Source organism: Glutamicibacter sp. NPDC087661 (assembly GCF_044743275.1).
In the GTDB taxonomy this organism is placed as follows: Bacteria; Actinomycetota; Actinomycetes; order Actinomycetales; family Micrococcaceae; genus Glutamicibacter.
On the sequence record NZ_JBIUWE010000001.1, the window covers coordinates 418,484 to 440,279 of the forward strand.

Genomic DNA, 21,796 nt, shown 5'->3' on the forward strand with positions numbered 1-21,796 from the left:
CTCTTACTTGGGTGGAGCCCCGAAGCGCGATTAGGGACCTGTTGAGTTCATGGGCACTCAAGTATCGGCCTGAGCTCCCTGCGGCCACTGCCCGCGGCGCGCAAGGAGCTGCCCTGCCGATCATGCCCCGCAGAGGACGGGATTCTCCGGCACCTTGTGCGTGCGGAAGTCAGGCGTGATCCATCGCGTCGATGTATCGCGTCAGCGCGTCGCGGTTCTGCTGGAGCAGGACGATGCGCTCGGCCAGCTTGTCGCGCTGATCGACGAGCATCGCGCGCAGTTCAGGATCGGGATCGGCAACGATCGTGCTGCCAATGTCGTTCAGGCACGGCAGCATGTCGCGGATGATCCGGGTGGGGACCCCTGAGTCGAGCAGCCTGCGGATCTTCAGCACGCGCTCCACGAGATACTCGTCGTAGTCGCGGTACCCGTTCTCCAGCCGCAGCGGCGTGATGAGTCCCTGCTCCTCGTAGTACCGGAGCATGCGCGTGGGCACCCCAGCTCGATTGGCCAGCTCGCCGATCCGCATTCCCGTTCTCCTTCACATCCATGTCAAGGATACGGGTCGGAACTGCCTCCCGGCCACGGCAGCCCTCATCGAATCCGCCCGCAGGCTGCGCGCAATCGGCCATGGTGCCAGAGTCCGCGGGCCTGCAGGCAAGGTAATTTGACCTTTACATGGATGTCAATGTTCGATGATGGTTCCATGGACAAGGAACAACGCAAGATGATTCTCGGCTTGGCGCTGACTGACGGCTACGGCACCCTGCCCGGTGCCTGGCGGGCACCGCACGTCGACCCTGGAAACTACTCGAAGGTCGAGGCGAACATTCGCTACGCCCAAGCCGCCGAGCGCGGTGGCTTCTCGTTCGTATTCACGCCCGACTTCCCGGCCGTGCGGGGCAGCCTGGAGCATTCGACCGTCAGCAACATCATGGATCCGCTCATGGAGGCGGCCGCGATCTCGCAAGCGACGAACAACATCGGTTTCGTGCTCACGGGGTCCACAACGTTCCAGGAACCGTACAACACGGCCCGGCAGTTCAAGACGCTGGACATCATGAGCCGTGGCCGCGCCGGTTGGAACGCCGTCACGACGAGCGACCAGCTCGTCGCGTCGAACTACGGCAAGCCCGTCGCGGACCGGGCCGAGCGATACCAGCGCGCCCATGAATCGATCCAGATCGTGCAGTCGCTCTGGGGCAGCTGGGAGATGGATGCCTGGATCAAGGACCAGGAATCGGGCCGCTTCATCGACCCCGCGAAGCTGCAGCCGATCAACCTCAGCGGCGAGTACGTCGCATCCCGTGGGCCGCTCGCGTTGCCGCCGTCGGAGCAAGGGCAGCCCGTCGTCTTCACCTCGGGAGGACCGAGCCCGCATCTGCTCGAGCTGGCGGGGCGCTATGCGAGCGGCTTCATCACGGAGGTGTGGACGATCGACGAGGCTCGCGCTGCGCGCAGGGCGCTGCGCCGGGCCGCCGAGGAAGCTGGCCGCAACCCCGACGACGTGAAGTTCATCGTCGGCATCATGACCACAGTGTCCCCAACGGTGCGCGAAGGGCTCGACCGGCGCCTGTCGATGTCAGGCGAGGTCATGGAGGCGCGCCTGCCGCACCTCAGCGCGATGATCGGTGTGCCGATCCTGTCCGAGCGCATCGACAAGCCGCTCACGCCCGAACAGCTGGCCAGCGCTCACGCCTCGCCGCAGGACCCGCGCTCCGGGATCGCGCTCAAGGTGGCGCGCGAGGGGTGGTCGCCGCGCGACATCCTCGCGCACGGCGTGATCGACTACCATCCCGTGACCGTGGGGCCGGGAACGGTGCACGCCGATCACCTGCAGGAATGGTTCGAGGCCGGTGCTGCCGACGGCTTCTGGCTGTCGCCCGATGTCTATGAGGACGGCGTTGACGCGTTCGTCGACGAGGTCGTGCCGATCCTGCGCGAACGCGGCCTCTATCCCGAGGACTACGTGGGCTCCACGTTGCGCGAGAACCTCGGCGTCCCCGGCCAGTACGGACTCGGCGACTGGCTGAAGTGATCACGCCTGATCGGATGCCTGCGAACTCGCTCGTGCGGGTGCCGCTGGTCGCGCCGCTCGTCTGATTGCGGGTCGCGAGAGCAGAGGTTGGCCTGTGCCGGAACCTCGTGGAGTCCAGGGATAATGTATAGTCGCGTTTCACGTTGACTACTGGATGAGCTGCGCCAGACAGAGGGCAGGATCCGCGCATTGGTGCGGGATACTGGCAAGGGAAATATGGCAGGAGACAGTAATCCATATCCCACGCATACCCCTGATACTTGAAGCAGTTACCGGAATCCAAAAGGAGGCCTGTCGTTGACGCGAGCAGACGATTCGAGCGAAGCCACGATACTTGAAACTGCGCTGGAGATTGTTGCGCACGCAGAACTGGCAGAGCAAGATGCCGCGGAGCTTCGCAGACTGTTCGATGCCGAGTACCTGCGGGATGCCGGCATCTGGGATCCGGATCTGCCATATGGCTATGCCCCGCATGATTTCCACATCATGGCCCGGTGCAAAGGCGAGGTTGTCGGCCATGTCGGGTGGGCGCGACGCACGATCGGTGTGGGAGGCCGCGACCTTGTCGTTGCAGGTGTGGGTGGAGTGTTGGTTTCCGAGCGCGCGCGGGGCCGCGGCCTAGGCGGAATCCTGATGAATCTCGTGGCTTCATCGATGGTTGATGCCGGCGGTATTGCGTTCGGCTATCTCGGTTGCCGCGAGGAGGTGGCCGCTTTCTACAGCTCGTGTGGATGGACTCGGATTTCCGCTGCCGAGCGTTCGATTAGCCGTGGAGGACAAGCAATTTACGACCCGGCGGGCCAACCCCTGCTCATTTTGCCCATCGAGTCCCAGCTTGCTTCCTGGCCACAAGGGGAAGTCGACCTTCGCGGGCGGGCGTGGTGACGCCCAAGCGATATCCTACGCAGGATATGACCGGGCTTGGCGATAGCCCGGGCTATTTTTCACGGTCGATGTTGTATATCCCCACAGCTCAACATACCGTTGGAAGAAAAAGGATCGAGCGCTAGGGAAGTGGAGGCAGATCGAATGAGGAAACTTCCCAAGGTAGCCTGGCTACGAGTCTCGGTGTACCTTGGCATCTCGATTTTGGGGCTGGCCTTGTTCCTTGCGTGCTATTGCATGATTTCCGGCCGGTCGCTCGCCGAGGCTCTTGGCAGCTTCTGGATCGCGATAGCAATTGCTCTTGCTACATCCGCTATCACTGCGGTACGCGACCAACGGCAAGACACTGGAACCGAGTACTCCGAGCCGGAACTATAGCCCCTGCCTTTCGGCTGGTTCAGTTGGAAGGCTTAGTTGCGATGCCGTCGAGCCACAGAACATCTGATTCGTCATTGTGCTTGCCTCCGGATCCAACGTGCTTGCTGGAGATATTCGGTCCCTTTTGAATGACATGGACCATCGCCATGCCGTGGCCCCGGCCAAGCTGGTAGTCCTCCTTGAGCCATGCCAGGATCTCTGCTGCTTTGACCCCTTCTTGGCCAAGGCCTTTCTCACGGGCGATCTCGATCAGCTGGCGAGCAGTGAGCCCGGTCTTCATTTCTATGGTGTCCAGATAGGCTTGAAATGACATGGAGAAACCTCTCGAAGGCATGAATAGGTGCCTCGAATACTAGACCTAATCCCACGCCGCGCATAGAAGTAGTAGCCGGAGGATGCCACGCGGCCAGCGCACGAGAACCACGGTGTGCTCCACGACTGGCATCCTTGCGGCCTTCCGCGTCTAATCGCCACCAGTGATGGCGCCCTGATCGGCAGCAACCAGGCTGGTTGAAATGACCCGCAGGCAAGTAAAGACGCATGCCTCGGGACAGTGGAGAACAGCTGCCCGCAAGTGCTGAAGCCTAGTTCCGTTCGCTGAATTCCAACGTGTAATTCTCCGCCGTTGGCAGGTGCCCGGGATCGTCTTCAAACGGCATGTAATCGACTGAATGCAGGTATCCGGCAACAACCCAGAGATCCAGATGCCCCAGCTCCTTGCCATCTTTTGAAACGAGAACAGTGGAGAATGGGCCACCACCATGCCGGACGCTTTGGCAATCGAGTTTGCTTGTGAAGGAAATCGAGAAGCACTCGCATTCTTTGAACTGGTAGCCGCCCCAACGCGCAAACTTCAGTTGCTGTCGAGCCTTTGCTGATTCAGCATCTGTGCCGCTGCAGAGCAAGGCCAGCAGCTCTAGTTCAGCAGGTCGAAGTTCTCCGCCTGGGACTCGCTTAGGTCGGTTATCCATGGGGACAGCCTATATTGCCCTGTGACTAGGAATTGCATCGCTACGTTCCTAGAGCAGCAGCATCGAAGAAGCTACCTCGGAGATCGCCGAAGACGGAATGGCAGTTGAAGCGTTTTCAAGGACGAGCAAGGAAGCGTTCGGGATTTCTTCGGCTAGCACTATACCGTTGCCGACGGGGAAAAACGGATCCTTTGCACCGTGAACCACCAAGGTGGGGATATCGAGCTCGGACAGCCGCTCGCGCCAGCGCGGAGTGCAGTCCAGCTTGGAAAAGACGATCCCGATCTGGTTTGCCAGATGGGCTTCGGGCTCTGCGCTGGCCGTACGGTCCCAGATGCGGGAGGCCAAGTCCATGGCAACTTCTGGATCATTGCCTAGAATTTGCGAACCCTCGGCGGAGAATTGGGCAACGGCCGCGCGGTCTGCCCAATCCGGCATAGGGCGGGAAAACAGCTTGCCCATGGTTGCCTGGTCATGATCTGGCAAATCTTTGTCTACCGGACCGGGAGCTACTGGTCGTGTGCCTATCAGCGTCAGGGCGCCAAATGATTTGGGATGATCCAGCGCCGCAATCTGCGCGATCATGCCGCTGACTCCGATACCGGCTACATGCGCTGGACGGTTATCCAGTAATCTGGCCAGCGCTGCGGCATCCGAGGCCAGATCGCGCAGGTTGTAATCGGGTTTCATCGGGTTCCCGGCCGTTGATTCACCGCAATCCCGCAGGTCGTAGCGAACCACATGGCGCCCGCCAGCGGCCAGAGCCTGGCACAGGGCATCTGGCCAAGCAAGCATAGTGGTTCCGCCGATGAGGAGAACCAATGGATCACTTTTGCTGCCGAAGGATTCGGCACCGAGCTCCACAACGTTGGCTTCAACCGTTCCCATGCGCGACCTGCCTTTGCTATCAGAATCCAAGGATGGCTTGCCTGCCGTCCTGGGGTCAATAGGAATCGGAGTTCTAGAAGAGCGGCCAGGGCACGGCGGGCATCTGCCCCCTATGAGCAGGGAAGTGCCCTTCGCTGCGCAGGGTAGCGCAGCGCTCGGCGAGCGCCGCGATTTCTTCATCGTCTAGCAGGTTGGTCAGTTCTTGGCCAAGTTCTGCGTCCAGGGCATCGCTGACTGTTCGGAGGCCGGCCAGTTCTTCTTCACCCAGCGGTTGGCCAACCCAACCCCAAAGCACGGTGCGCAGCTTGTGCTCTGCGTTGAAGCAGAGCCCATGATCGACTCCGTAGCGGTGGCCACCGGGCATGGCTAGAACGTGGTCGCCCTTGCGGTCTGCGTTGTTGACCAGTGCATCGAAGACCGCCATGCGCCGCAGCGCAGGTGTATCCTCGTGGATCAAGGTCATCTGCCGCCCCGATTCATCCTGCCCATGCAGAATGGTCTTCCAACCGCCAGCTGGCACCATGTCCGCGGCTACGATGTCTACTGGGTGCTGTCCTCGATCAACTTCTTGCCATAGCTGCACCATGCCTTCGCCAAACTGCCCTTCGCGCAGCCAAGTGCGCGGGACGAGGTTCCAGCCCAGGGCTTCAGATACGAGGAAGGCGGCAACTTCGCGGTATGCGAGGGTGCCATGGGGAAAATCCCAGAGGGGTTTCTCGCCAGCAATGGGCTTGTAGACCACGCTGTTCTCGCCGATGCTGCCCAGGAAAGTTGCGTTGGAGGCGGTGGTGATGCGGCCGGTGAGTTCCAGCTGCGCGGTCAGCAGATCGGGAGAGCTCATTCGCCATTCTCATCTTTGCAAGTGTGCCCATCCGGATCAATCGGATAACCGCAGTTGGCGCACATAGGCCGCCCAGCAGCCACGATCTCATGGGTGCGCATGGCGAAAGCGCGTGCAGTGCCTACGGGCATGCGCACGCGCAGGAGCGCGCCCGGTCCATCTGGATCAAAGTCGGCTTCATCTTCTTCGTTCAAGGAGAAGGCTTCCAGAACTACCTGCGCTACGGTGGCATCCCATCCGAGATTCATGGAACCCACCCGGAAGGACTCGTTGACTTCTTCCAGCGGATCGTTGTCAACCAGTTCCACCGGAGTATGTTCGGGAACGCTGAAGGGGTTGCCCTTGACGGTAGAGAGCTGATCGAGAATCTCGTCAATCATCTCGGCAACCACCGCGGCTTGCTGTTTTTCCAAGGCGATGCTGGACAGTTCCTTGCCGGCTCTTGCCTGGAGGTAGAAGGTGCGGGACCCGGGCTCGCCGATGGTGCCAATGACAATGCGGTCTGGCCAATTGAATTCGTTGACTGTTGCCGTCATTTCGCTCTCCTTAGTGTCCTGCTCCGCCGCCGACTGGGGCATCGGTTGTCTTGATTCCTGGGGCTAGCCAGGAGAGGTCTCCGGCGTCGGTGTTGATGGAATACACGCGAGGCGCACCGGTCCCGTAGTGCACAATTGATGCGGAAGCCGGGCCCACATTCAGTCGCTGGAACAGATCCAAATGCATTCCCAGCGCGTCAGCCAGTACCGACTTGATGATATCGCCATGGCTGAAGGCCGCCCATACCGCTCCGGCACCATGCTCGGCCTCGATGGCCGCGTCATGGCGCCTGATGGCTGCTACTGCCCGGGATTGCATCCCGGCCATGGATTCGCCATCCGGGAAGGTCACCGAGGACGGAGCTGACTGCACCGCTTTCCAGAGGTCTTCGGCGGCCAAGTCCTGCAGCGTGCGGCCTTGCCACTGGCCGTAGTCGCATTCCGAGAGTTCGGGTTCAATCAGCAAATGCGCCGCTGGGCTTTGCCGTTGCATGGCGAACTCCGCCGTTTGCACACAGCGTTCCAGCGGGCTTGAGACAACGCCAGCCAAGGGGAGCGCTGCTAGGCGTTCGGCGGTACGAATCGCCTGTTCTTCGCCGGTTTGGTCGAGGAATACTGAGGGGGTGCGTCCGGCCAGTACGCCGGTGGCGTTGGCGGTAGTGCGTCCGTGCCGCACAAGGATTACTGTGGCCATGAACCCAGCCTAGTCATGGAGATGGTGGCAAGCGACTCCTGGGCTGAAAACAGGTCCGGGGCTTCGAAGAGCCCGGCAGGTTCTGGAGGTGCGGTACCTTCACCCGTTGCACCCTTGCTGCAACGCGAGGGCCAGGGCTGATCATTGGTTCGCCGAGCGAACGCTATGGCTCGATGAGCGCCGGGCGAGGTGTGAGTTCAGTCCTCATAACAGCGCCTTTGCTCGTACCGGCTCACGGCATCGGGGTACCATGAAAGTTGGCCAATTCGGGGGCGGCAGCTCCCGGAAGTCCCTTGCAAATGACTCGTCGAAAGCGGCGACGCCATGATCCACCACTGGATGTGGCCTTATAAACGGAGTGATAATTCTTGTCTGGAGTCCTCCAGCAGCCAGCGTCAGAACAGCGGTCTGATTCCAAGACACGCACCATCCTTGTCGACGGCGGGCATGCTGGCCGGCGGATCGAGAAGTTCCTCCGGGTCCAGCTCAAGACGGTGCCCGCCGGGCAGCTTTTCCGGCTGATGCGCAAAGGGCAACTGCGTGTCAACGGCAAGAAAGTCCAGGAAGGGTACCGGCTAGCCGTAAACGACCAGATCACGCTGCCGGCGCTATATGCAGAACAGGGCGTGGCACCAGCCTTCGATGTCCCGGCACCCTTGCTCAAGCGGCTACGCAACTGCGTCCTGCACGAAGACCAAGACGTCCTGGTGATTGACAAACCTGCCGGCGTCGCCGTGCACCGGGGAACCGATATTCCTGCGGGGGTTATCGAAGCTTTCCGCCAGTTGCGCCCCGAGCTGCCGGACCTGGAATTGAGCCACCGGCTGGATCGCGATACTTCCGGGCTGCTGGTGTTGGCGAAGACCCCGAGCATGCTGCGCTACCTGCATGAGATGCTTCGGGAGAGCGAAGAGGAGATAGAACGCCACTACCTTGCGCTCGTTGCAGGGCATTGGAGCGAAAAGACCGAATCGATCCACTCGCCGCTGCTGCGCCGTGCCGACAAGGTCGTAGTTGATCCGAACGGGCAGCGAGCCGAAACACATGTCACCGTGAAGCAGCGCGTAGGCCAGCGCGCCACCATTCTGGATGTGCAACTGATGACCGGGCGCAAGCACCAGATCCGGGTCCACCTGCAAAGCGAAGGCCATCCGATTGCAGGAGACGACCGGTATGGCTTCGCGAAGTTCAACCGCCGCGTCGAACAGCTTGGGGGTCGCGGGCTGTTCCTGCATGCGACTAAGCTGGTGATTCCCAAGCCCGATGGCCAGGAACTGGTGATCGAGGCACCCATGCCGCAGCGCTGGAAGCAGCTGCTGAAGGCGGGGCTATAGCCCAAGCAAGGCTGGCACGAGGGGAAAAGATGGCTGAAGGACCCTGGAAGCACGTTGCCGAGGGAGTATTCCAGCGCAGATATGAACCGTTGGATATTACCGTGGGCGCGGTGCTCGGCGGGCAAGGCGTGGCGATCATCGATACCCGCAACAACGCACCCGAAGCACAAGAAATCCTTGACGAAGCCACAACGCAATTCGGACTGCCGATCGTTGCCGTGATCAACACCCACGCGCATTATGACCACACCTTCGGCAACCAGCTCTTTGCCCAGCGGGGAATCCCGATTTACGGCCATCACCGGATCCCCGCGCACTTCGAGCAGTTCGAGAAGCCCCGGCTTGAAATGGTGCAGCGCTCGCCGGAACTCGAACCTGAAACGAATTGGAGCGGTGTAACGCTGACGCCGCCTAGCCACTTGCTGGCCGAACCCTGCACGGCAAATCTAGGCGGACGGGAAGTTGAACTGATCCCGCTGGGTGCCGGGCATACCGACACCGACCTTGCGATCCATATTCCTGATGCCAAGGCATGGTTCCTTGGCGACATCATCGAGCAGTCTGGTCCACCGATGTTCGGCTCGGGCGCCTATCCGATGAAGTGGCCTGTGGTGCTCCAATCCCTGCTAGCGCGCATCCAGCCGGGAGACGTGATTGTTCCAGGCCATGGAGAGCCCGTCGACCGGGAATTCGTCGTTCGGCAAATGCACTGCTTCGAGCTGCTCGCCACGACCCTGGGTTCGGCTCATGAGAACGGTGCGGCAATCAAGGACATTGCGTTCCCTGCAGAGCTGCAAGAACTGTGGCCTGCCGATTTCCTTCTCGAAGCTGCCAAAGATGCCTACGCGCAGCTGCCGGGTAACGCGAAGGAACCAGGAAAGCGCGGCGCATGAAGCCAGAGCACGAAATGACCTCATGGCCGGCACTCGACTGAGGGCAGCGGCGGAATGGGCGAAATGTCAGTATTCGTTCTTGATCACGAAGTACGAGCCGCGGATGGTCCCTGCAAGCTTGGACTTCTGGCGAGCGAACTTGAACTTCCCTTCCAGCTCGCTGGGCACAGCCATGCCATCGGAAAGCTTGAAGCCCACGGCGCGCTTCTCGCCGGGACCCAGGCCGTAGAGAACATTGATGGACAAGCCGGACGCGTAGAAGACATAGGCGCGCTTGGCGCCATCCGCCTCGAACACAGCTGCCTGCAATGGCTTCGATGCGATGTGCAAGTCGCGTTCCTGCGCCAGAATCGTGTGCACCCAAGCTATGGCTTCCCTAGCGTCGTCTGCTTGCTCCACGGCAAAGTCGTGGTTGAACTTGTTCTTCAGATAGCGCGCTTCGTTGGCGCGCAAGCCTGCCAGCGCGTCAGCAACAGGCGAAGTCTCAAGACCCTGGGTGGATACGTCTTTGAAATCAACAAGGTATGGCAAGGGCATCCCTTCGGGCGTTGGCCCCGTGGATTCGGTAATTCGTTGTTATCGTACTCCGCGAAACTAGCCGAAGGCACTGAATCCGGTCAGGTCCCTGCCGAGGATCAATGCCTGCACAGACTCGGTTCCCTCATAGGTATGCAATGCCTCGATATCGCCGAAATGGCGAATCACGTGATTTTCCAGCAAGATTCCATTGCCGCCGAGCAGGTCGCGGGCGGTGGCTGCCACCCGGCGGGCAGCCCGGGTGTTGTGGTACTTCAGCAGCGAAGCTTGCGTGTCTTTCAACCGGCCGGCAGCCTGGGCACCGGCCACGGCCACGCACTGCAACTGCATATTGGTGATTTCGGCGAGCATCTGCGCCAATCGTTCCTGCACCATCTGGTGCGCGCCCAGGGGTTTGCCGAACTGCGTGCGCTGCTTGGCGTACTGCAGGGCCGCTTCGAAGACGAACTGGGCATGGCCTAGCGCCGACCAACCAACATTCACCCGGGTTTCAACCAGTGCCCGCGAGACATCCTTGAATGCGCCGGCCCCGGTGAGCCTGGCGGATTCAGGAACGCGAACGTCCGTGAGCCGGATCTCTGCCTGTTCGATCGCGCGAAGCACGCCCTTGCCGCGCACCGGGGAAGCCTCGTAGCCAGGGGCCTGCTGGTCGAGAATGAACCCCTTGACCCGGGAGTCGGCGACGTCGCGTGCCCACACAATGGTGATGCCTCCGGCGGCTCCATTGCCGATCCATTTCTTATGGCCATTGATGATCCAGTGATCCCCATCGCGCCGGGCACTGGAATCCAGGCCAACAGAGTCCGAGCCATGATGCGGCTCGCTGAGGGCGAAACCACCGAGCAGCTCACCGGAGGCCACGGGTTCCAGATACTTCTCCTGCTGTTCGGGGCTGCCGAAGAATTTCAGGCTGCGCAGCACCAGGCCGCCCTGCACCGCGGCGGCCGCGGCCATCGAACCGTCTGCGCGCGAAAGCTCCATGGCCACTAGGCCCGCGGCCAGCGGGGAGAAGTGGGCGTGGCCTGGAATCCGAAGACCGTCGGTGAACAAATCGAGTTCGCCCATGCGGCGAACCAGATCCAGCGGATAATGCGCGTTCTCCCAATGCTGGTTGATGCTGGGCAGGATCTCTACTCCGTAGTGCCGGGCGCGGGCCCAATGCTTGCGATCCTCGTCGGTGGCAGCATCGAAAGCGGATAGATAATCGATGTCCAAAGCCGAGGCCAGGTCGTAGGGTGCCCATGGGTCCCGGGTCAATGGGTGCCGCCCGAAGTCTTGTTGCGTTCGGCACGCAGCTGGCGCTTGAGCAATTTGCCCGATTGGTTGCGGGGCAGCTGTGCGGCAAAGTCCACCCGCTTGGGAACCTTGTAGTGCGCCAGCTTGGACTTGACGTGCTCGCGCACCTCTTCGGCGGTGAGCGTGGCGCCGGCCTTGAGCACAATGACCGCGGTCACCGCCTCGATCCAGCGTTCATCATCAATGCCCACCACCGCGACTTCCGCAATTTCGGGCAATTCGTGGATGCAGTCCTCCACTTCGCGCGGGGCTACCAGCACCCCACCGGTATTGATGACGTCCTTGATGCGATCCACCACCTGGATGTAGCCGCCCTGGTCCTTGACCACTTGGTCCCCGGAGCGGAACCAGCCGTCGGCAAATGCCTGCTCGGTTTCCGCCGGCTTGTTCCAGTAGCCGCTCATGACCTGTGCAGAACGGTATTGGATCTCTCCGGGCTCACCGGCATCGGCGAGCTTCCCCTCGGCGGTCATCACGCGCGCTTCGATGAAGAACACCGGGCGGCCGCAGGACGCGGGGCGTGCATCGTGCTCCTCGGGGCGCAGCACCGTGCACAACGGGCCGAGCTCGGACTGGCCAAAGCAGTTGTAGAACCCGATCTGCGGATAGCGGTCGCGCAAGCGGGCCAGCACGGTTACCGGCATGATCGAGGCACCGTACTGCGCCTTGGCCAGCGAGCCCAGGTCGCGGGTGTCCAGATCCGGGTGATTGCTCAGAGGCACCCAGACGGTGGGGGCCAAGAACAGCGAGCCGATGCGTTCGGATTCGACGCGTTCCAGGATTTCGCCGATATCGGGTTTGGCGAGCAAGCGGATGCTGGCACCCAATGACAGATAGGGAAGCAGGAACACGTGCATGGCCGCCGAGTGGTAGAGCGGCATCGCGATCAGGGGCCGGTCCGTGCCCTCCAGATCCAGGGCGATAATGGCTGAGACGTACTGGGCCACCAGCGCCGAATGGGTCATCATTGCACCCTTGGGTGCCGAGGTGGTTCCGGAGGTATAGAGCAGCTGGGCCAGATCCGTGCCGGCCACCGCAGCTCCAGGCGGCGCGGCCTCCACGCTTTCATCCATCGCCGTTTCCAGCACGCTGGTGCTGTTTCCGGTTCCGGGCAGCAGCGGCCAAACATCCTTGACTGCCTGCAGGCCGCCGGCATCGCGCAGTTCCTGGACCAGTTCGAGGCGTGACTCATCGGCGATGACCAGTGCGGCCCCGGAATCGTGCAGCAGGTAGCGCAACTCGTCGCCCCTGAGCGCGAAGTTCACCGGCACGTGGACCAACCCGGCACTGGCGCAGGCGAGGAACAAGATGGCATAGGCGTCGCTGTTCGCTGCATAGGCAGCAACTCGCGAACCGGCCGGCAGGCCTGCCTGCCGCAACCGGGCAGTCACCCGATTCACCCCGTCGGCCAGCTGGCTGTAGGTCCAGTTCCGTTCCCCGAAGGCCAGAGCATTGTCCGCGGGGCAGCGGGCCACCGAGCGGCGCAGCAGCGCGCCAATGGTGTTCTGGTCATCGGAATTCATCGCCGAGGTGGCTCGCAATGCACTCATGGTAGTTTCCTTTGCGGCGGGTGCGGGTAGCTAGAGGCGTTCGATGATGGTGACGTTGGCTTGGCCGCCGCCCTCGCACATGGTCTGCAGGCCGAAGCGGGTATCGCTGCGTTCCAGCTCATGGAGCAAGGAGGTCATCAGCCGTGCACCGGTGGCACCGATGGGGTGGCCCAGGGCGATGGCGCCGCCATTGACGTTGACCTTGGACATGTCGGCGCCGGTTTCCTGCTGCCAGGCAAGCACTACCGCGGCGAAGGCCTCGTTGATTTCAATGCGGTCCATGTCTTCGATGCCCATCCCGGCGCGTGCCAGGGCATGCTTGGTGGCGCGGATCGGGGCCGAAAGCATCATGACCGGGTCATCGCCTCGGGCCGAGATGTGGTGGATGCGGGCGCGGGGTTTCAGCCCATAGCGTTTGACCGCGGCCTCGGAAGCAATGAGCAGCATCGCGGCGCCGTCAGACATCTGCGATGCTGTGGCTGCCGTATGCGCGCCGCCTTCGGCAATCGGTGCCAATGACTGCATCTTGGCACGGTCCACGGGGCGTGGCCCCTCATCTGCAGCCAGGGAATCCAAAGCAAGGATCTCGCGGTCGAAGTATCCTTGCGCCTGGGCGTTCAATGCCCGCTCATGGGAGGCCGCAGCGAAGTCCTCTAGCTGGGTGCGGGTGAGGCTCCAGCGTTCTGCCATCATCTCTGCGCCGCGGAACTGCGAGATTTCCTGCTCGCCGTAGCGGGACGCCCACAGCGTGGAGCCGGTGTAGGGATCGGGGAAGCCGAAGTCCTTGGCGGCGGAGTTGGAATAGGACAGGGGAATGCTCGACATGGACTGGACGCCACCGGCAACCACGAGGTCGCTGCTTCCGCTCATGACCGCTTGGGCCGCGTAGGAGATCGCCTGCTGCCCGGAGCCGCACTGGCGTTCTACCGTTGTCCCGGGGACATGTTCGCAAAGGCCGGCGGCCAACCATGCGTTGCGGGCGATGTCCATTGCCTGGGGTCCCAGCTGGTCGATGCAACCGAGGATGACCTCATCGTATTGCTCGGAATCAATGTTGTTGCGGTTCACCAGTTCGGCCAGCGGAGCGGCGGCGAGGTCCAGCGGATGCATATGCGCCAGAGACTTTCCCCGGCGTCCGACAGGTGTACGCAGCGCATCGATAATGTAGGCCTCGGGCATGGGCTCCTCCAGGAAGTTTTTGACAGGAAACGTCTGCTGAACCAACAATGCCCAATTCATCAACGGTTGTCTAGGTCACAATTGCCACGCTTGGCTTGGGAAAATGCCACTAGCTCCAAATTCGCTACCGATAGGCGCGGCTTGGCTGGGGAATATGCTCCAGAACGGAAAACGGATGCGCGGGCGAAGCGAGCCGGGAAATTGCCTGCGACCGGAATAGCGCCCAGTCCAGGTTCAGCGACCCCAACCCGGACCTGCTAAACGTCGCCGAGTCACGGGCACAAGACCGTCTGATCGTTTTTGCTTCGGGAAGCCTGCAACCATTGCCGGGACTCATCCGGCCTCCGCTGGACCTGCGGTGCCCAAGGCCGCGGTCAACTCGTGGCGTGATTCCGGGTGCTGCCAGGTGGAGACAGGGCATGGAAGGCAGCCAATTCGGTTCCGCGCTTTGCCAAGGCTGGAGTCCTGGAAGGTCAAAGCAGGAGCGCGGTGCCCTCGGTGTTGGCGCGAGTACTCGGCGTGGTGTCCGGCGAATTGAACACGCCTGATGGAAGTACTTGCCAATGGGCGGGCTGCACCTAGGCAATGCAAGAATTGATGGAGCACGCTGCACCTCGACGGAAATTTTGAGAACGGAATAGGCCCAAGTGAGCTTCGCTGACTACGATCCACGAATCATTGCGCTCTACGATACGGATAATCCCGACGGACCGGATCATGACTATTACCGTGCCTTAGCGGCTGGAACCAAAGCGAACCGGATTCTGGATCTCGGCTCCGGCACCGGCCTTTTGACGATTACGCTTGCCATTGCGCAAAGAACTGTCGTTGGAGTTGACCCCTCACCGGTAATGATGGACTACGCCAGGCAACGACCCAACGCTGAGCAAGTCACATGGATTGACGGCGACGCTTCGGCAATCGACGGCGGACCCTTTGACCTGATGGTGATGACCGGCAACGTAGCCCAGCACATCCCGGATCCGCAGTGGGCGCAAACCCTAGAACAACTACGCGCTGCCGCGGCGACCGGGGCCGTGCTGGCCTTTGAAAGCAGGAACCCATCGACTCGCGCCTGGGAGACATGGAATGACGAAGAAGCAGTAACCCGGGACACGCAATTCGGTCCGCTGACCGAATGGTGCGATGCGGAAGAAACCAGCGTGGGACTCGTGCGCTTGACGTCCTATGTCAAGATTGAGCACTCGCAGGAAGTACTGGTCGAAAAGCTGGACCTGGCTTTCCGCAGCGCCGAGCAGATCAGTGCAGATCTAGTTGCCGCAGGGTTCAATATTCGCGCAATTTGGGGTGACTGGCAGAAGAACCGCTTCAACGGAGAGCAACCACTGATGATCTTCGAAGCTGAAGCGATCAGGGGAGTGGACGGGGAAACTGCTCATGGATAGGCAACCTTCCAAGTTGCCGGTTACCCTGCTTTCCATCAAGCATTCAGCGTGCCTGCAACGGCTGATGGAAAGCAACCCGGGATATTCCCAACGTGTCACCGGCGCCGGCCCCGCATCCGACGCCGCAGTTCAGGCATTGAGCGCCCTGCCACCGAAGGCGCAATCCGAGCAGAAAATTGATCTTGGCCTATGGGAAGGCGAAGAACTGGCCGGATTCGCGGATCTGATCGTCGGCTGGCCCAGACCAGATACGGTCCACATCGGATTGCTCATGGTCGATGGTGCCAGGCACGGACGGGGCCTGGGGAAGCAGATCCATGAAGCGGTGCTCGATGTGATCCAGGATCATCCGTTGATCACCGCCTGCCGGATTTCGATAGTCGATGCAAATGCTGCTGAAGTTGAACCGTTTTGGAAGAGCCTTGGTTATGCGCCGACCGGAGAAATCAGCACCTACGCGGTGGGGGACAAGCAGTCATGGGCGCGCACGTGGTCGCGCCAGATCACCAGCATGAGGAAGGAGAACCTTGATGAGTAGGTCCCCGGACAACATTTTGCTGCACCTTCCAGCAGAGCAGGAGCAGCAAGTGCAGGAGGTCTTTGCCCAGTTGGAGATGCGCGGCTTCCCCGCGCAACACCAGACTCCGCATATCACCATTACCTTTTCGCCCAGCATGAGCGAGGTCGTGACGCAGCGGGCGGCAGAATTACTGCCTGCGCTCATCCCCGCGAGCTTCCAACGGGTGGGCACTATTGTCTTTGGCACGAAGCGCAAGCAGACGGTTGCGTGGCTGCTGGAAACCACGGATGCCTTGGAAATGGCAGCCCGGGAAATCAGCGCGCTGAATCCCGATGGGCGGGGACCGCGGTGGACCCCGCACCTGACCATGGGGTTGCGGCTGCCACGCGAAATTGTTCCCGACTATATCCGGGCACTTGAAGAGCTGGCCTCAACGCAGCTCAGGGAACTGACTGCCTGCCGGGCAGCCTTGTGGAAGCCGCGAATACCCGAACTGACGCTCCTGGCCGGAGCAATGCAGCAGGAAAACCGCGACTAGCTGGCCGATGCAGCTTGCTCTTTGGCAGAAGCACGCATGATGCGCAGATAGCCGAACCCGACAAATAAATGCAGCACCGTACCGGCAGTCAAAATGGCTACGCCCGGTGTTGCCAGCACCGAAAAATCGGGGATCCTGCCACACGCCACGCAGGCCAGCCCCAGCATCATGATGGCGGTGCGGATCTTTCCCAGCCACGTGGAAGCTGGCGGGGAGCCCAGGCGCAAGAAGAAATAGGTGCACAGCAGGATCAGGTCGGTGATGAAAATGGCCAGGCCAACCCATAAGGGGATCGCCCCATTGGCCACCAGGGCGATCGCGATAGCCACGATGCCCAAACGATCAGCTATGGGATCCAGCAGGACGCCCAGATGCGAAACCTGATTGAACTTGCGGGCAATAAACCCGTCAACCCAGTCGCTCAAGCCGAAGGCGAGAAGCAGAACCGCTGTCAGTGCCGGTTCGGTATCGGCCAGCAAATAGCCGACGATGGGAACCACCAGGAGAAAGCGAATAATCGTGATGGCGTTCGGAATCGTCGCCCACTCATGCTTGCGTACCGCGCGCGTTTCCACTGCTTTCCCCTTTCCCTTAGTTGAACGATGACGCACTGCGTCGCAATATACAAGGGTGCGGGGCATCTGGCCTGCAAATATGATCCGTCCAGCGTACCGGTGCAGGGAGATTGTTAACGAACTGCGGGGCCGTCCCGAAGGACGACCCCCGCAGCCAAAGTTAAAGGGCAGGGTGCAGAATTAGCCCTGCTCAAGGAGCTGGAAGCTTACGCCACCCTGCTCATCCACCGCCGCGTCGAGTACTTTGCCCTCCAAAGCGTCGGCAATCGCTTCATCCACGTAGACTGGGCTGCCTTCGGAAGCCACGACGCCGTCGGTGCTTTCGGGAGCGGGGACAATCTGCAGGCCGAAAGCGGCATCTTCCGGGTGGGTGCTGTCTGCCTGCATGATGCGCAGACCAGCGGTTTCTTCCTCGGCCTGGTTGGTGACGATCGCGGTCACGATCGATGCTGCTTGGTCGGTCAGTGCGAGCACGAGGCTCTCCTTCCGGTTGAGGACATACCAAGTTCAGGGCATGTGGGTGCCACGATTCCAAAAAACGCAACGAATCTCAACACCGCTTAACAGCTGCGCAACATGCTTGGACTTGAACCCCGCCAGCCCGATAGGGTCCGCCCCAACACATAGACTGGCGTTGCCCTGCAAAGGAGAAATAATGCGCGATGCTCAGGCAGCCAGCGGCAGGAGTGCCGCTGGGCACGGAATACGCTTGGCTGATTTTCAACCGCAGGACTTGCCTGCAATCCATGCCTTTGCCGCTGACCCAGTGGTGTGCCAGTACTCGACATGGGGACCCAACCAACTGGCCGACACCCGGGAATTTCTCGCCGATGCACTGCTCGAGCAACCGCATAGGGTCCTGCAGGCGGTCATGCTCGGTGATGTTCTCATCGGTTCAGCGTCGGTGTGGGTCACCGACCGGAAAGCCAAGGCAGGGGAGATCGGCTACACCCTGAATCGAGAATACTGGGGAAACGGATACGCCACCGAAACCGCTGGACTCCTGCTCCGTCGGGGATTCGAGGATCTTGGTTTGGAACGGATCAGTGCAACCTGCGATGCGAGAAACGCAGCTTCCATCCGAGTCCTTGAAAAGACCGGATTCAAGCTGGAAGGACGCCGGGTTGAAGATCCAGACAGTGACGCAGCACGGGCTGAAACCCTGATCTTCAATATTGGCCGAACCTAGCCCTGGGCAGTCTCCTTGCAGGTATATTGGCAGCAACAGCGACGAGGAAGGCCCAGATGAGACTCCATCACGTTCAGTTGCCGATGCCACGCGGCCAGGAAGCTGAAGCCCGCCGGTTCTACGGCGAAGCCCTGGGCCTAAGCGAAGTCCCCAAGCCGCCTTCCCTTGCCGGCAGGGGAGGTTGCTGGTTCCGCGCTTTCAACGCAGATGCCGTTGTGGCGGAAATCCATCTGGGCATAGACGATCCATTCATTCCAGCCAAGAAAGCGCATCCTGGAATGGTCTGCGACTCGGTAGAGGAGTGGGAAACCCTCGCTGGCCGTATCGATTCCATGGGCTATGAACTGTCTTGGGCAGAGCGCGAAACCTTTGAAGGATATCTGCGGTTCCATGCCCGCGACGGTTTCGGGAATCGTCTGGAAATCGTGACCCCATCTAGCTAGCGCAAGTACTATCCGGTCAGGAGCCATCGTGATCTAGCTAGCGCAAGTACTATCCGGTCAGGAGCCATCGTGGAACAATCCAGCTTTGCAGCAACCAGGGACCATCCCGTGCCAGACGACGTTGCGCGGTTGCTTGCCACCGTTCCTGAATGGTTTGGCCAACCTGAATCAAACGCAGAGTACATCCAGTCCGCGCGGACCAAGGAAACCTGGACCGTTCGCAATGCCCAAGGCGCAGTGCTCGGTGTGCTCTTGGCAGAACGGCACTACCACCACTCCGTTGAGATCCATCTGATGGTGGTCGACCGTGGATACCACGGCGGTGGAATCGGTTCGGCTTTGTGCGCAGCCATTGAAGCCGAGGCGCTCGCCGGCGGAGTGCAGCTCTTGCAGGTCAAGACCCTGGGTCCTTCGCACCCGGATGCCGGCTACGCGAAAACTCGGCGATTCTATGAAAAGCAGGGCTTCCTTCCCCTGGAGGAAACTAGCCTCTGGGGAGCTGGGACGCCCTGCTTGACCATGGTTAAACCGCTACCTGGCAAGTAGCAATAGGATTGAAATGATGCCTGGTTCCAGCGCTCATGCCGAATCCTGGGAGTTCATCTTCCAGTTGTTTCCATCGTGGACTCCGAGCCGTAGACTGGGTGGATTCCGTCACGACTCTAGGAGATATCCTTGACTGAAATTTCAGCTCTCGCCCAGAACCTCGCCAAGCAGCACGCCTCAGGTGAACTGCTGGTCATGCCAACCGTGTGGGATGCCTTCAGCGCCAACATCGCGGCATCCGCTGGCTTCGCCTCGCTGACTGTCGGAAGCCACCCCGTCGCCGATGCCTTGGGCAGTGAAGATGGCGAGAAGATGGACTTCGCAGACTATCTGGCCGCGGTTCAGCGAATCACCAGCAGTGTCGATGTGCCGGTCAGCGCTGACGTTGAATCCGGCTACGGCCTGGATCCGAAGGAACTCTTCGAACGCGTTGCGGCAGCGGGCGCTGTCGGCGTGAATATCGAAGATGTTCTCCACCGTGAAGGCGGCCGTGTCCGTGAACGCCATGAGCATGCGGACTACATTAACGGCGTCCGCCAAGCAGCAGATGCAGCAGGCATCGAATTCGTGATCAACGGACGCACCGATGCAGTGAAGCTGGCCGATAAGTTCGCAGACCCGCTGGGCGAGGCAATCGAGCGCATCAAGCTGATGGAGCAGGCTGGTGCGCGTAGCGTGTATCCGGTGGCCCTGGCCAATGCCGATCAGGTTGCTCAGGTCGTGCAAGCAGTCAGCATTCCGGTGAACGTGACGGCCCACCCAGTCAACGCGCACCCGGCCGGTGACCTCGCAGCCTTGCGTGAGCTAGGGGTTCGTCGCGTGAGCTTCGGACCGCTGTGGCAAATGTGGTTGGCGGAGATGTCCGGCAAGCAGCTCGGAGCTTGGCTCTAGGCCTTCCCCGGATCAGGCAGTGCGCGCCAGGCGGGCGACGGCCGCACGCTGGTTGCAACGAGGAACGGCAACCCGGGCACAGTCCGGCACCTCCCAGGACATTTCAGTTCTGTGAATACTTGGAAAATCTGCCGTCAGGGTATTTCGCCTTGGCGGCAGGCTCCGGCATTGCCGGGACTGGCCCGCACCAAACGGGCGTCAGGGGCCCCTGGCTTTCCGCAGCCGAATTAGTTGCTGATGCCGTAGGCCTTGCTGATGCTCTGGTTGCTTTGAAGTGTTTCGAGCATGAACGCGGCAAGATCATCACGCGTGATGCTTCCACCCAGCCGGCCTGGTTCACCAACTTGCAGTGCGGTCCACTTGCCGAGGGCAGGCTTGCTGCCCAATCCGGTGGGGCGCACAATGCTCCAATCCAAGCCAGAATCTTCCACTAGCTTTTCCTGCTCGGTGTGGTCGGCCAAAGGCTTGGCCAATAGCATTTTGGAGATGAGACCGATGACGCCGGGAAGTTGCGAACCGGAGTTTCCGGCGCCCAGGGAAGACTGGATCAGCAGGCGCTGGGGACCGTTCGCCTGCATCGCGTGGATAACACTGCGTGTCACGCTGGTGCGGGCATTTTTCTTTCCCTTGCTGCCACCCACGGTGATAGCTACGGCGTCGGCGCCGGCAATCGCCTGCACCGCGAATTCAGGATCAGAGGCATCGCCGTTGAGCTGATTTATTTGCCCATGCGCGGTGCGGGAACCGCTTCGCGAGACGACGGTAACTTCATGGGATGCCTGGCGGGCGAGTTCAGCCAGCGCAGCGCCGGTTCCGCTGTTGCCACCGATAATAACGAGTTTCATGAGTTCTTTCCTTGAAGTGTGAAGGCATCAGGTGCCCCGCACTATTCTCCCGCAATACGGTTGAGAGTTTTCATCAGTTTCTTGAAGGTGCGCTGGCCACTCTCCGACAGGCACACGAGGGTGATGCCGTAGCGGTCTTTGCGTTCCTTTGACAGGTGGATTAGTTCACGATTTTCCAGATCCTTGAGGATCTTTGAAAGGTCGGCGGTGGACAGCCCCGTGGCTGCTTGGAGTCCAGCGAAATCCGCCTGTTCTACTTGGCTCAGATGCGCCAGCGTAACGAATCTTTTGGGCGCCAGAAGCAAGGGATCAAGTTCTTGGTAATTCATGGAGCTCAGCGCCGAATTAACAGGAAGAGATAGTAGCCAAGCCACAGCATCGGTGCGAAGCCTCCCAGCAGCAGCGCTTCAGGCCAAGGTGCGGTTTCATGATGGACGATGCTTCGCCAAATAGGCAGGAGCAACCAGGTGGCAAAAATGGCCAGGATCGTGCGGGCACCGGGATAACGCGGTTCATTGATGCGGCGCTGCCGCGCAGCGAACCAGTGATTCGCTGACAAAAAGGCAATAATTGCTGGCGCTATGGAGATCCAACCGTATCCGGACAGCGCCAGTAGTCCTGCCGCCAATGATGCGGCAACAACCAAGATCGCTATCGCGTGATCGACGGCCTTGAGTTCGCGGCGGGGGCGGTGGGGGACCGAGCCCAGCAGTTGCTGCGCCTTGCCGGGCGATAGCGGGGTGGATGAACTGGAATCTTGGCTCATGCCTCAATCTTTGCAACTAGTTGCAATATTTGCAAGTAGTATTTTGTTTCAATTCCG

The 21,796-nt window shown here is 60.8% G+C and carries 27 protein-coding genes; 11 read left to right on the forward strand and 16 right to left on the reverse strand.

Annotation, left to right across the window (positions count from 1 at the left end; genetic code table 11):
* Positions 1–169 precede the first annotated feature (169 nt).
* Positions 170–529 carry a MerR family transcriptional regulator gene (locus tag ACIOTN_RS02000; protein WP_402734740.1) on the reverse strand — a complete coding sequence of 120 codons (360 nt, stop codon included), beginning with the start codon at positions 527–529 and terminating at the stop codon, positions 170–172.
* 177 nt (positions 530–706) lie between these two features.
* Here ACIOTN_RS02000 and ACIOTN_RS02005 point away from each other — a divergent pair, with 177 nt between their 5' ends.
* Together ACIOTN_RS02005 and ACIOTN_RS02010 are read left to right on the forward strand one after the other, a co-directional pair.
* Positions 707–2,038: an NtaA/DmoA family FMN-dependent monooxygenase gene (locus ACIOTN_RS02005; protein WP_402734741.1), complete on the forward strand. Its 1,332-nt coding sequence runs from the start codon at positions 707–709 to the stop codon at positions 2,036–2,038.
* Between the two features lie 297 nt (positions 2,039–2,335).
* The gene (locus ACIOTN_RS02010; protein ID WP_105657578.1) at positions 2,336–2,923 is read left to right on the forward strand and encodes a GNAT family N-acetyltransferase; all 588 of its coding nucleotides are present in this window, start codon (positions 2,336–2,338) and stop codon (positions 2,921–2,923) included.
* Positions 2,924–3,320: 397 nt separating this feature from the next.
* On the opposite strand, the gene ACIOTN_RS02015 is transcribed toward ACIOTN_RS02010, so the two are convergent.
* From ACIOTN_RS02015 to ACIOTN_RS02040, 6 genes are all read right to left on the reverse strand, one after another.
* Positions 3,321–3,614, reverse strand: coding sequence for a DUF4287 domain-containing protein (locus ACIOTN_RS02015; protein WP_105657576.1), 294 nt, complete (start codon positions 3,612–3,614; stop codon positions 3,321–3,323).
* Positions 3,615–3,885: 271 nt separating this feature from the next.
* On the reverse strand, positions 3,886–4,272 hold the full coding sequence (locus tag ACIOTN_RS02020; RefSeq protein WP_133833660.1) for a hypothetical protein: 387 nt from the start codon (positions 4,270–4,272) through the stop codon (positions 3,886–3,888).
* Between the two features lie 48 nt (positions 4,273–4,320).
* Complete coding sequence (locus ACIOTN_RS02025) at positions 4,321–5,160, reverse strand: alpha/beta fold hydrolase (RefSeq protein WP_402734742.1); 840 nt, start codon at positions 5,158–5,160, stop codon at positions 4,321–4,323.
* Between the two features lie 73 nt (positions 5,161–5,233).
* Positions 5,234–6,001, reverse strand: a complete 768-nt coding sequence (locus ACIOTN_RS02030; RefSeq protein ID WP_133833661.1) for an SCO1664 family protein — start codon at positions 5,999–6,001, stop codon at positions 5,234–5,236.
* Positions 5,998–6,537 carry a DUF3090 domain-containing protein gene (locus ACIOTN_RS02035; protein WP_133833662.1) on the reverse strand — a complete coding sequence of 180 codons (540 nt, stop codon included), beginning with the start codon at positions 6,535–6,537 and terminating at the stop codon, positions 5,998–6,000. The genes ACIOTN_RS02030 and ACIOTN_RS02035 overlap by 4 nt, the downstream gene beginning before the upstream one ends.
* A gap of 10 nt (positions 6,538–6,547) precedes the next feature.
* Complete coding sequence (locus ACIOTN_RS02040; RefSeq protein ID WP_402734743.1) at positions 6,548–7,231, reverse strand: MSMEG_4193 family putative phosphomutase; 684 nt, start codon at positions 7,229–7,231, stop codon at positions 6,548–6,550.
* 368 nt (positions 7,232–7,599) lie between these two features.
* Here ACIOTN_RS02040 and ACIOTN_RS02045 point away from each other — a divergent pair, with 368 nt between their 5' ends.
* Both ACIOTN_RS02045 and ACIOTN_RS02050 read left to right on the forward strand, forming a co-directional pair.
* Entirely contained in the window at positions 7,600–8,565 is a 966-nt protein-coding gene (locus ACIOTN_RS02045) for an RluA family pseudouridine synthase (protein ID WP_402734744.1), read from the forward strand.
* A gap of 29 nt (positions 8,566–8,594) precedes the next feature.
* Entirely contained in the window at positions 8,595–9,458 is an 864-nt protein-coding gene (locus tag ACIOTN_RS02050; RefSeq protein ID WP_402734745.1) for an MBL fold metallo-hydrolase, read from the forward strand.
* 66 nt (positions 9,459–9,524) lie between these two features.
* Here the strand turns inward: ACIOTN_RS02050 and ACIOTN_RS02055 are convergent, their stop codons facing one another.
* From ACIOTN_RS02055 to ACIOTN_RS02070, 4 genes are all read right to left on the reverse strand, one after another.
* Positions 9,525–9,989: a phage tail protein gene (locus ACIOTN_RS02055; RefSeq protein ID WP_402734746.1), complete on the reverse strand. Its 465-nt coding sequence runs from the start codon at positions 9,987–9,989 to the stop codon at positions 9,525–9,527.
* Between the two features lie 63 nt (positions 9,990–10,052).
* Complete coding sequence (locus tag ACIOTN_RS02060) at positions 10,053–11,252, reverse strand: acyl-CoA dehydrogenase family protein (protein WP_105657569.1); 1,200 nt, start codon at positions 11,250–11,252, stop codon at positions 10,053–10,055.
* Positions 11,249–12,841, reverse strand: a complete 1,593-nt coding sequence (locus tag ACIOTN_RS02065; protein ID WP_402734747.1) for a fatty acyl-CoA synthetase — start codon at positions 12,839–12,841, stop codon at positions 11,249–11,251. The genes ACIOTN_RS02060 and ACIOTN_RS02065 overlap by 4 nt, the downstream gene beginning before the upstream one ends.
* Before the next feature lie 30 nt (positions 12,842–12,871).
* Positions 12,872–14,020, reverse strand: coding sequence for an acetyl-CoA C-acetyltransferase (locus tag ACIOTN_RS02070; protein WP_402734748.1), 1,149 nt, complete (start codon positions 14,018–14,020; stop codon positions 12,872–12,874).
* A 647-nt stretch (positions 14,021–14,667) separates the two neighbouring features.
* On the opposite strand from ACIOTN_RS02070, the gene ACIOTN_RS02075 reads away from it, so the two are divergent.
* Genes ACIOTN_RS02075 through ACIOTN_RS02085 form a run of 3 tightly spaced genes read left to right on the forward strand, consistent with a single transcriptional unit; the run spans position 14,668 to position 16,484 of the window.
* Complete coding sequence (locus ACIOTN_RS02075; protein ID WP_332489186.1) at positions 14,668–15,426, forward strand: class I SAM-dependent methyltransferase; 759 nt, start codon at positions 14,668–14,670, stop codon at positions 15,424–15,426.
* On the forward strand, positions 15,419–15,964 hold the full coding sequence (locus ACIOTN_RS02080; RefSeq protein WP_332489187.1) for a GNAT family N-acetyltransferase: 546 nt from the start codon (positions 15,419–15,421) through the stop codon (positions 15,962–15,964). The genes ACIOTN_RS02075 and ACIOTN_RS02080 overlap by 8 nt, the downstream gene beginning before the upstream one ends.
* Complete coding sequence (locus tag ACIOTN_RS02085) at positions 15,957–16,484, forward strand: 2'-5' RNA ligase family protein (protein ID WP_133833671.1); 528 nt, start codon at positions 15,957–15,959, stop codon at positions 16,482–16,484. Before ACIOTN_RS02080 ends, ACIOTN_RS02085 begins: the two co-directional genes overlap by 8 nt.
* On the opposite strand, the gene ACIOTN_RS02090 is transcribed toward ACIOTN_RS02085, so the two are convergent.
* Positions 16,481–17,059 carry a CDP-alcohol phosphatidyltransferase family protein gene (locus ACIOTN_RS02090; protein ID WP_166650721.1) on the reverse strand — a complete coding sequence of 193 codons (579 nt, stop codon included), beginning with the start codon at positions 17,057–17,059 and terminating at the stop codon, positions 16,481–16,483. The genes ACIOTN_RS02085 and ACIOTN_RS02090 overlap by 4 nt on opposite strands.
* A gap of 180 nt (positions 17,060–17,239) precedes the next feature.
* A complete protein-coding gene (locus tag ACIOTN_RS02095; RefSeq protein ID WP_105657563.1) occupies positions 17,240–17,533 on the reverse strand; it encodes a Fe-S cluster assembly protein HesB in 294 nt (97 codons plus the stop codon).
* Positions 17,534–17,768: 235 nt separating this feature from the next.
* Here ACIOTN_RS02095 and ACIOTN_RS02100 point away from each other — a divergent pair, with 235 nt between their 5' ends.
* The 4 genes from ACIOTN_RS02100 (at position 17,769) to ACIOTN_RS02115 (ending at position 20,128) form a co-directional block, all read left to right on the forward strand.
* On the forward strand, positions 17,769–18,248 hold the full coding sequence (locus ACIOTN_RS02100; protein ID WP_286172153.1) for a GNAT family N-acetyltransferase: 480 nt from the start codon (positions 17,769–17,771) through the stop codon (positions 18,246–18,248).
* 56 nt (positions 18,249–18,304) lie between these two features.
* Complete coding sequence (locus tag ACIOTN_RS02105; protein WP_402734749.1) at positions 18,305–18,691, forward strand: VOC family protein; 387 nt, start codon at positions 18,305–18,307, stop codon at positions 18,689–18,691.
* 69 nt (positions 18,692–18,760) lie between these two features.
* Positions 18,761–19,237, forward strand: a complete 477-nt coding sequence (locus ACIOTN_RS02110; RefSeq protein ID WP_105657560.1) for a GNAT family N-acetyltransferase — start codon at positions 18,761–18,763, stop codon at positions 19,235–19,237.
* Between the two features lie 129 nt (positions 19,238–19,366).
* Complete coding sequence (locus ACIOTN_RS02115; protein WP_105657559.1) at positions 19,367–20,128, forward strand: isocitrate lyase/phosphoenolpyruvate mutase family protein; 762 nt, start codon at positions 19,367–19,369, stop codon at positions 20,126–20,128.
* A 227-nt stretch (positions 20,129–20,355) separates the two neighbouring features.
* On the opposite strand, the gene ACIOTN_RS02120 is transcribed toward ACIOTN_RS02115, so the two are convergent.
* The 3 genes from ACIOTN_RS02120 to ACIOTN_RS02130 are packed head-to-tail and all read right to left on the reverse strand — an operon-like array spanning position 20,356 to position 21,739.
* Positions 20,356–20,973, reverse strand: coding sequence for an NAD(P)-dependent oxidoreductase (locus ACIOTN_RS02120; protein WP_105657558.1), 618 nt, complete (start codon positions 20,971–20,973; stop codon positions 20,356–20,358).
* Between the two features lie 41 nt (positions 20,974–21,014).
* A complete protein-coding gene (locus tag ACIOTN_RS02125; protein WP_105657557.1) occupies positions 21,015–21,302 on the reverse strand; it encodes a transcriptional regulator in 288 nt (95 codons plus the stop codon).
* Positions 21,303–21,307: 5 nt separating this feature from the next.
* Positions 21,308–21,739, reverse strand: a complete 432-nt coding sequence (locus ACIOTN_RS02130) for a hypothetical protein (RefSeq protein ID WP_105657556.1) — start codon at positions 21,737–21,739, stop codon at positions 21,308–21,310.
* Between the last annotated feature and the right edge of the window lie 57 nt (positions 21,740–21,796).

What these genes read in the sequence shown, in the direction of transcription:
- ACIOTN_RS02035 (WP_133833662.1), bottom strand. Translation starts at nt 6,537, where the DNA reads ATGACGGCAACAGTCAACGAATTCAATTGGCCAGACCGCATTGTCATT.
- ACIOTN_RS02080 (WP_332489187.1), top strand. Translation starts at nt 15,419, where the DNA reads ATGGATAGGCAACCTTCCAAGTTGCCGGTTACCCTGCTTTCCATCAAG.
- ACIOTN_RS02015 (WP_105657576.1), bottom strand. Translation starts at nt 3,614, where the DNA reads ATGTCATTTCAAGCCTATCTGGACACCATAGAAATGAAGACCGGGCTC.
- ACIOTN_RS02040 (WP_402734743.1), bottom strand. Translation starts at nt 7,231, where the DNA reads ATGGCCACAGTAATCCTTGTGCGGCACGGACGCACTACCGCCAACGCC.
- ACIOTN_RS02030 (WP_133833661.1), bottom strand. Translation starts at nt 6,001, where the DNA reads ATGAGCTCTCCCGATCTGCTGACCGCGCAGCTGGAACTCACCGGCCGC.
- ACIOTN_RS02120 (WP_105657558.1), bottom strand. Translation starts at nt 20,973, where the DNA reads ATGAAACTCGTTATTATCGGTGGCAACAGCGGAACCGGCGCTGCGCTG.
- ACIOTN_RS02130 (WP_105657556.1), bottom strand. Translation starts at nt 21,739, where the DNA reads ATGAGCCAAGATTCCAGTTCATCCACCCCGCTATCGCCCGGCAAGGCG.
- ACIOTN_RS02105 (WP_402734749.1), top strand. Translation starts at nt 18,305, where the DNA reads ATGAGACTCCATCACGTTCAGTTGCCGATGCCACGCGGCCAGGAAGCT.
- ACIOTN_RS02000 (WP_402734740.1), bottom strand. Translation starts at nt 529, where the DNA reads ATGCGGATCGGCGAGCTGGCCAATCGAGCTGGGGTGCCCACGCGCATG.
- ACIOTN_RS02020 (WP_133833660.1), bottom strand. Translation starts at nt 4,272, where the DNA reads ATGGATAACCGACCTAAGCGAGTCCCAGGCGGAGAACTTCGACCTGCT.
- ACIOTN_RS02125 (WP_105657557.1), bottom strand. Translation starts at nt 21,302, where the DNA reads ATGAATTACCAAGAACTTGATCCCTTGCTTCTGGCGCCCAAAAGATTC.
- ACIOTN_RS02050 (WP_402734745.1), top strand. Translation starts at nt 8,595, where the DNA reads ATGGCTGAAGGACCCTGGAAGCACGTTGCCGAGGGAGTATTCCAGCGC.
- ACIOTN_RS02085 (WP_133833671.1), top strand. Translation starts at nt 15,957, where the DNA reads ATGAGTAGGTCCCCGGACAACATTTTGCTGCACCTTCCAGCAGAGCAG.
- ACIOTN_RS02005 (WP_402734741.1), top strand. Translation starts at nt 707, where the DNA reads ATGGACAAGGAACAACGCAAGATGATTCTCGGCTTGGCGCTGACTGAC.
- ACIOTN_RS02025 (WP_402734742.1), bottom strand. Translation starts at nt 5,160, where the DNA reads ATGGGAACGGTTGAAGCCAACGTTGTGGAGCTCGGTGCCGAATCCTTC.
- ACIOTN_RS02070 (WP_402734748.1), bottom strand. Translation starts at nt 14,020, where the DNA reads ATGCCCGAGGCCTACATTATCGATGCGCTGCGTACACCTGTCGGACGC.
- ACIOTN_RS02065 (WP_402734747.1), bottom strand. Translation starts at nt 12,841, where the DNA reads ATGAGTGCATTGCGAGCCACCTCGGCGATGAATTCCGATGACCAGAAC.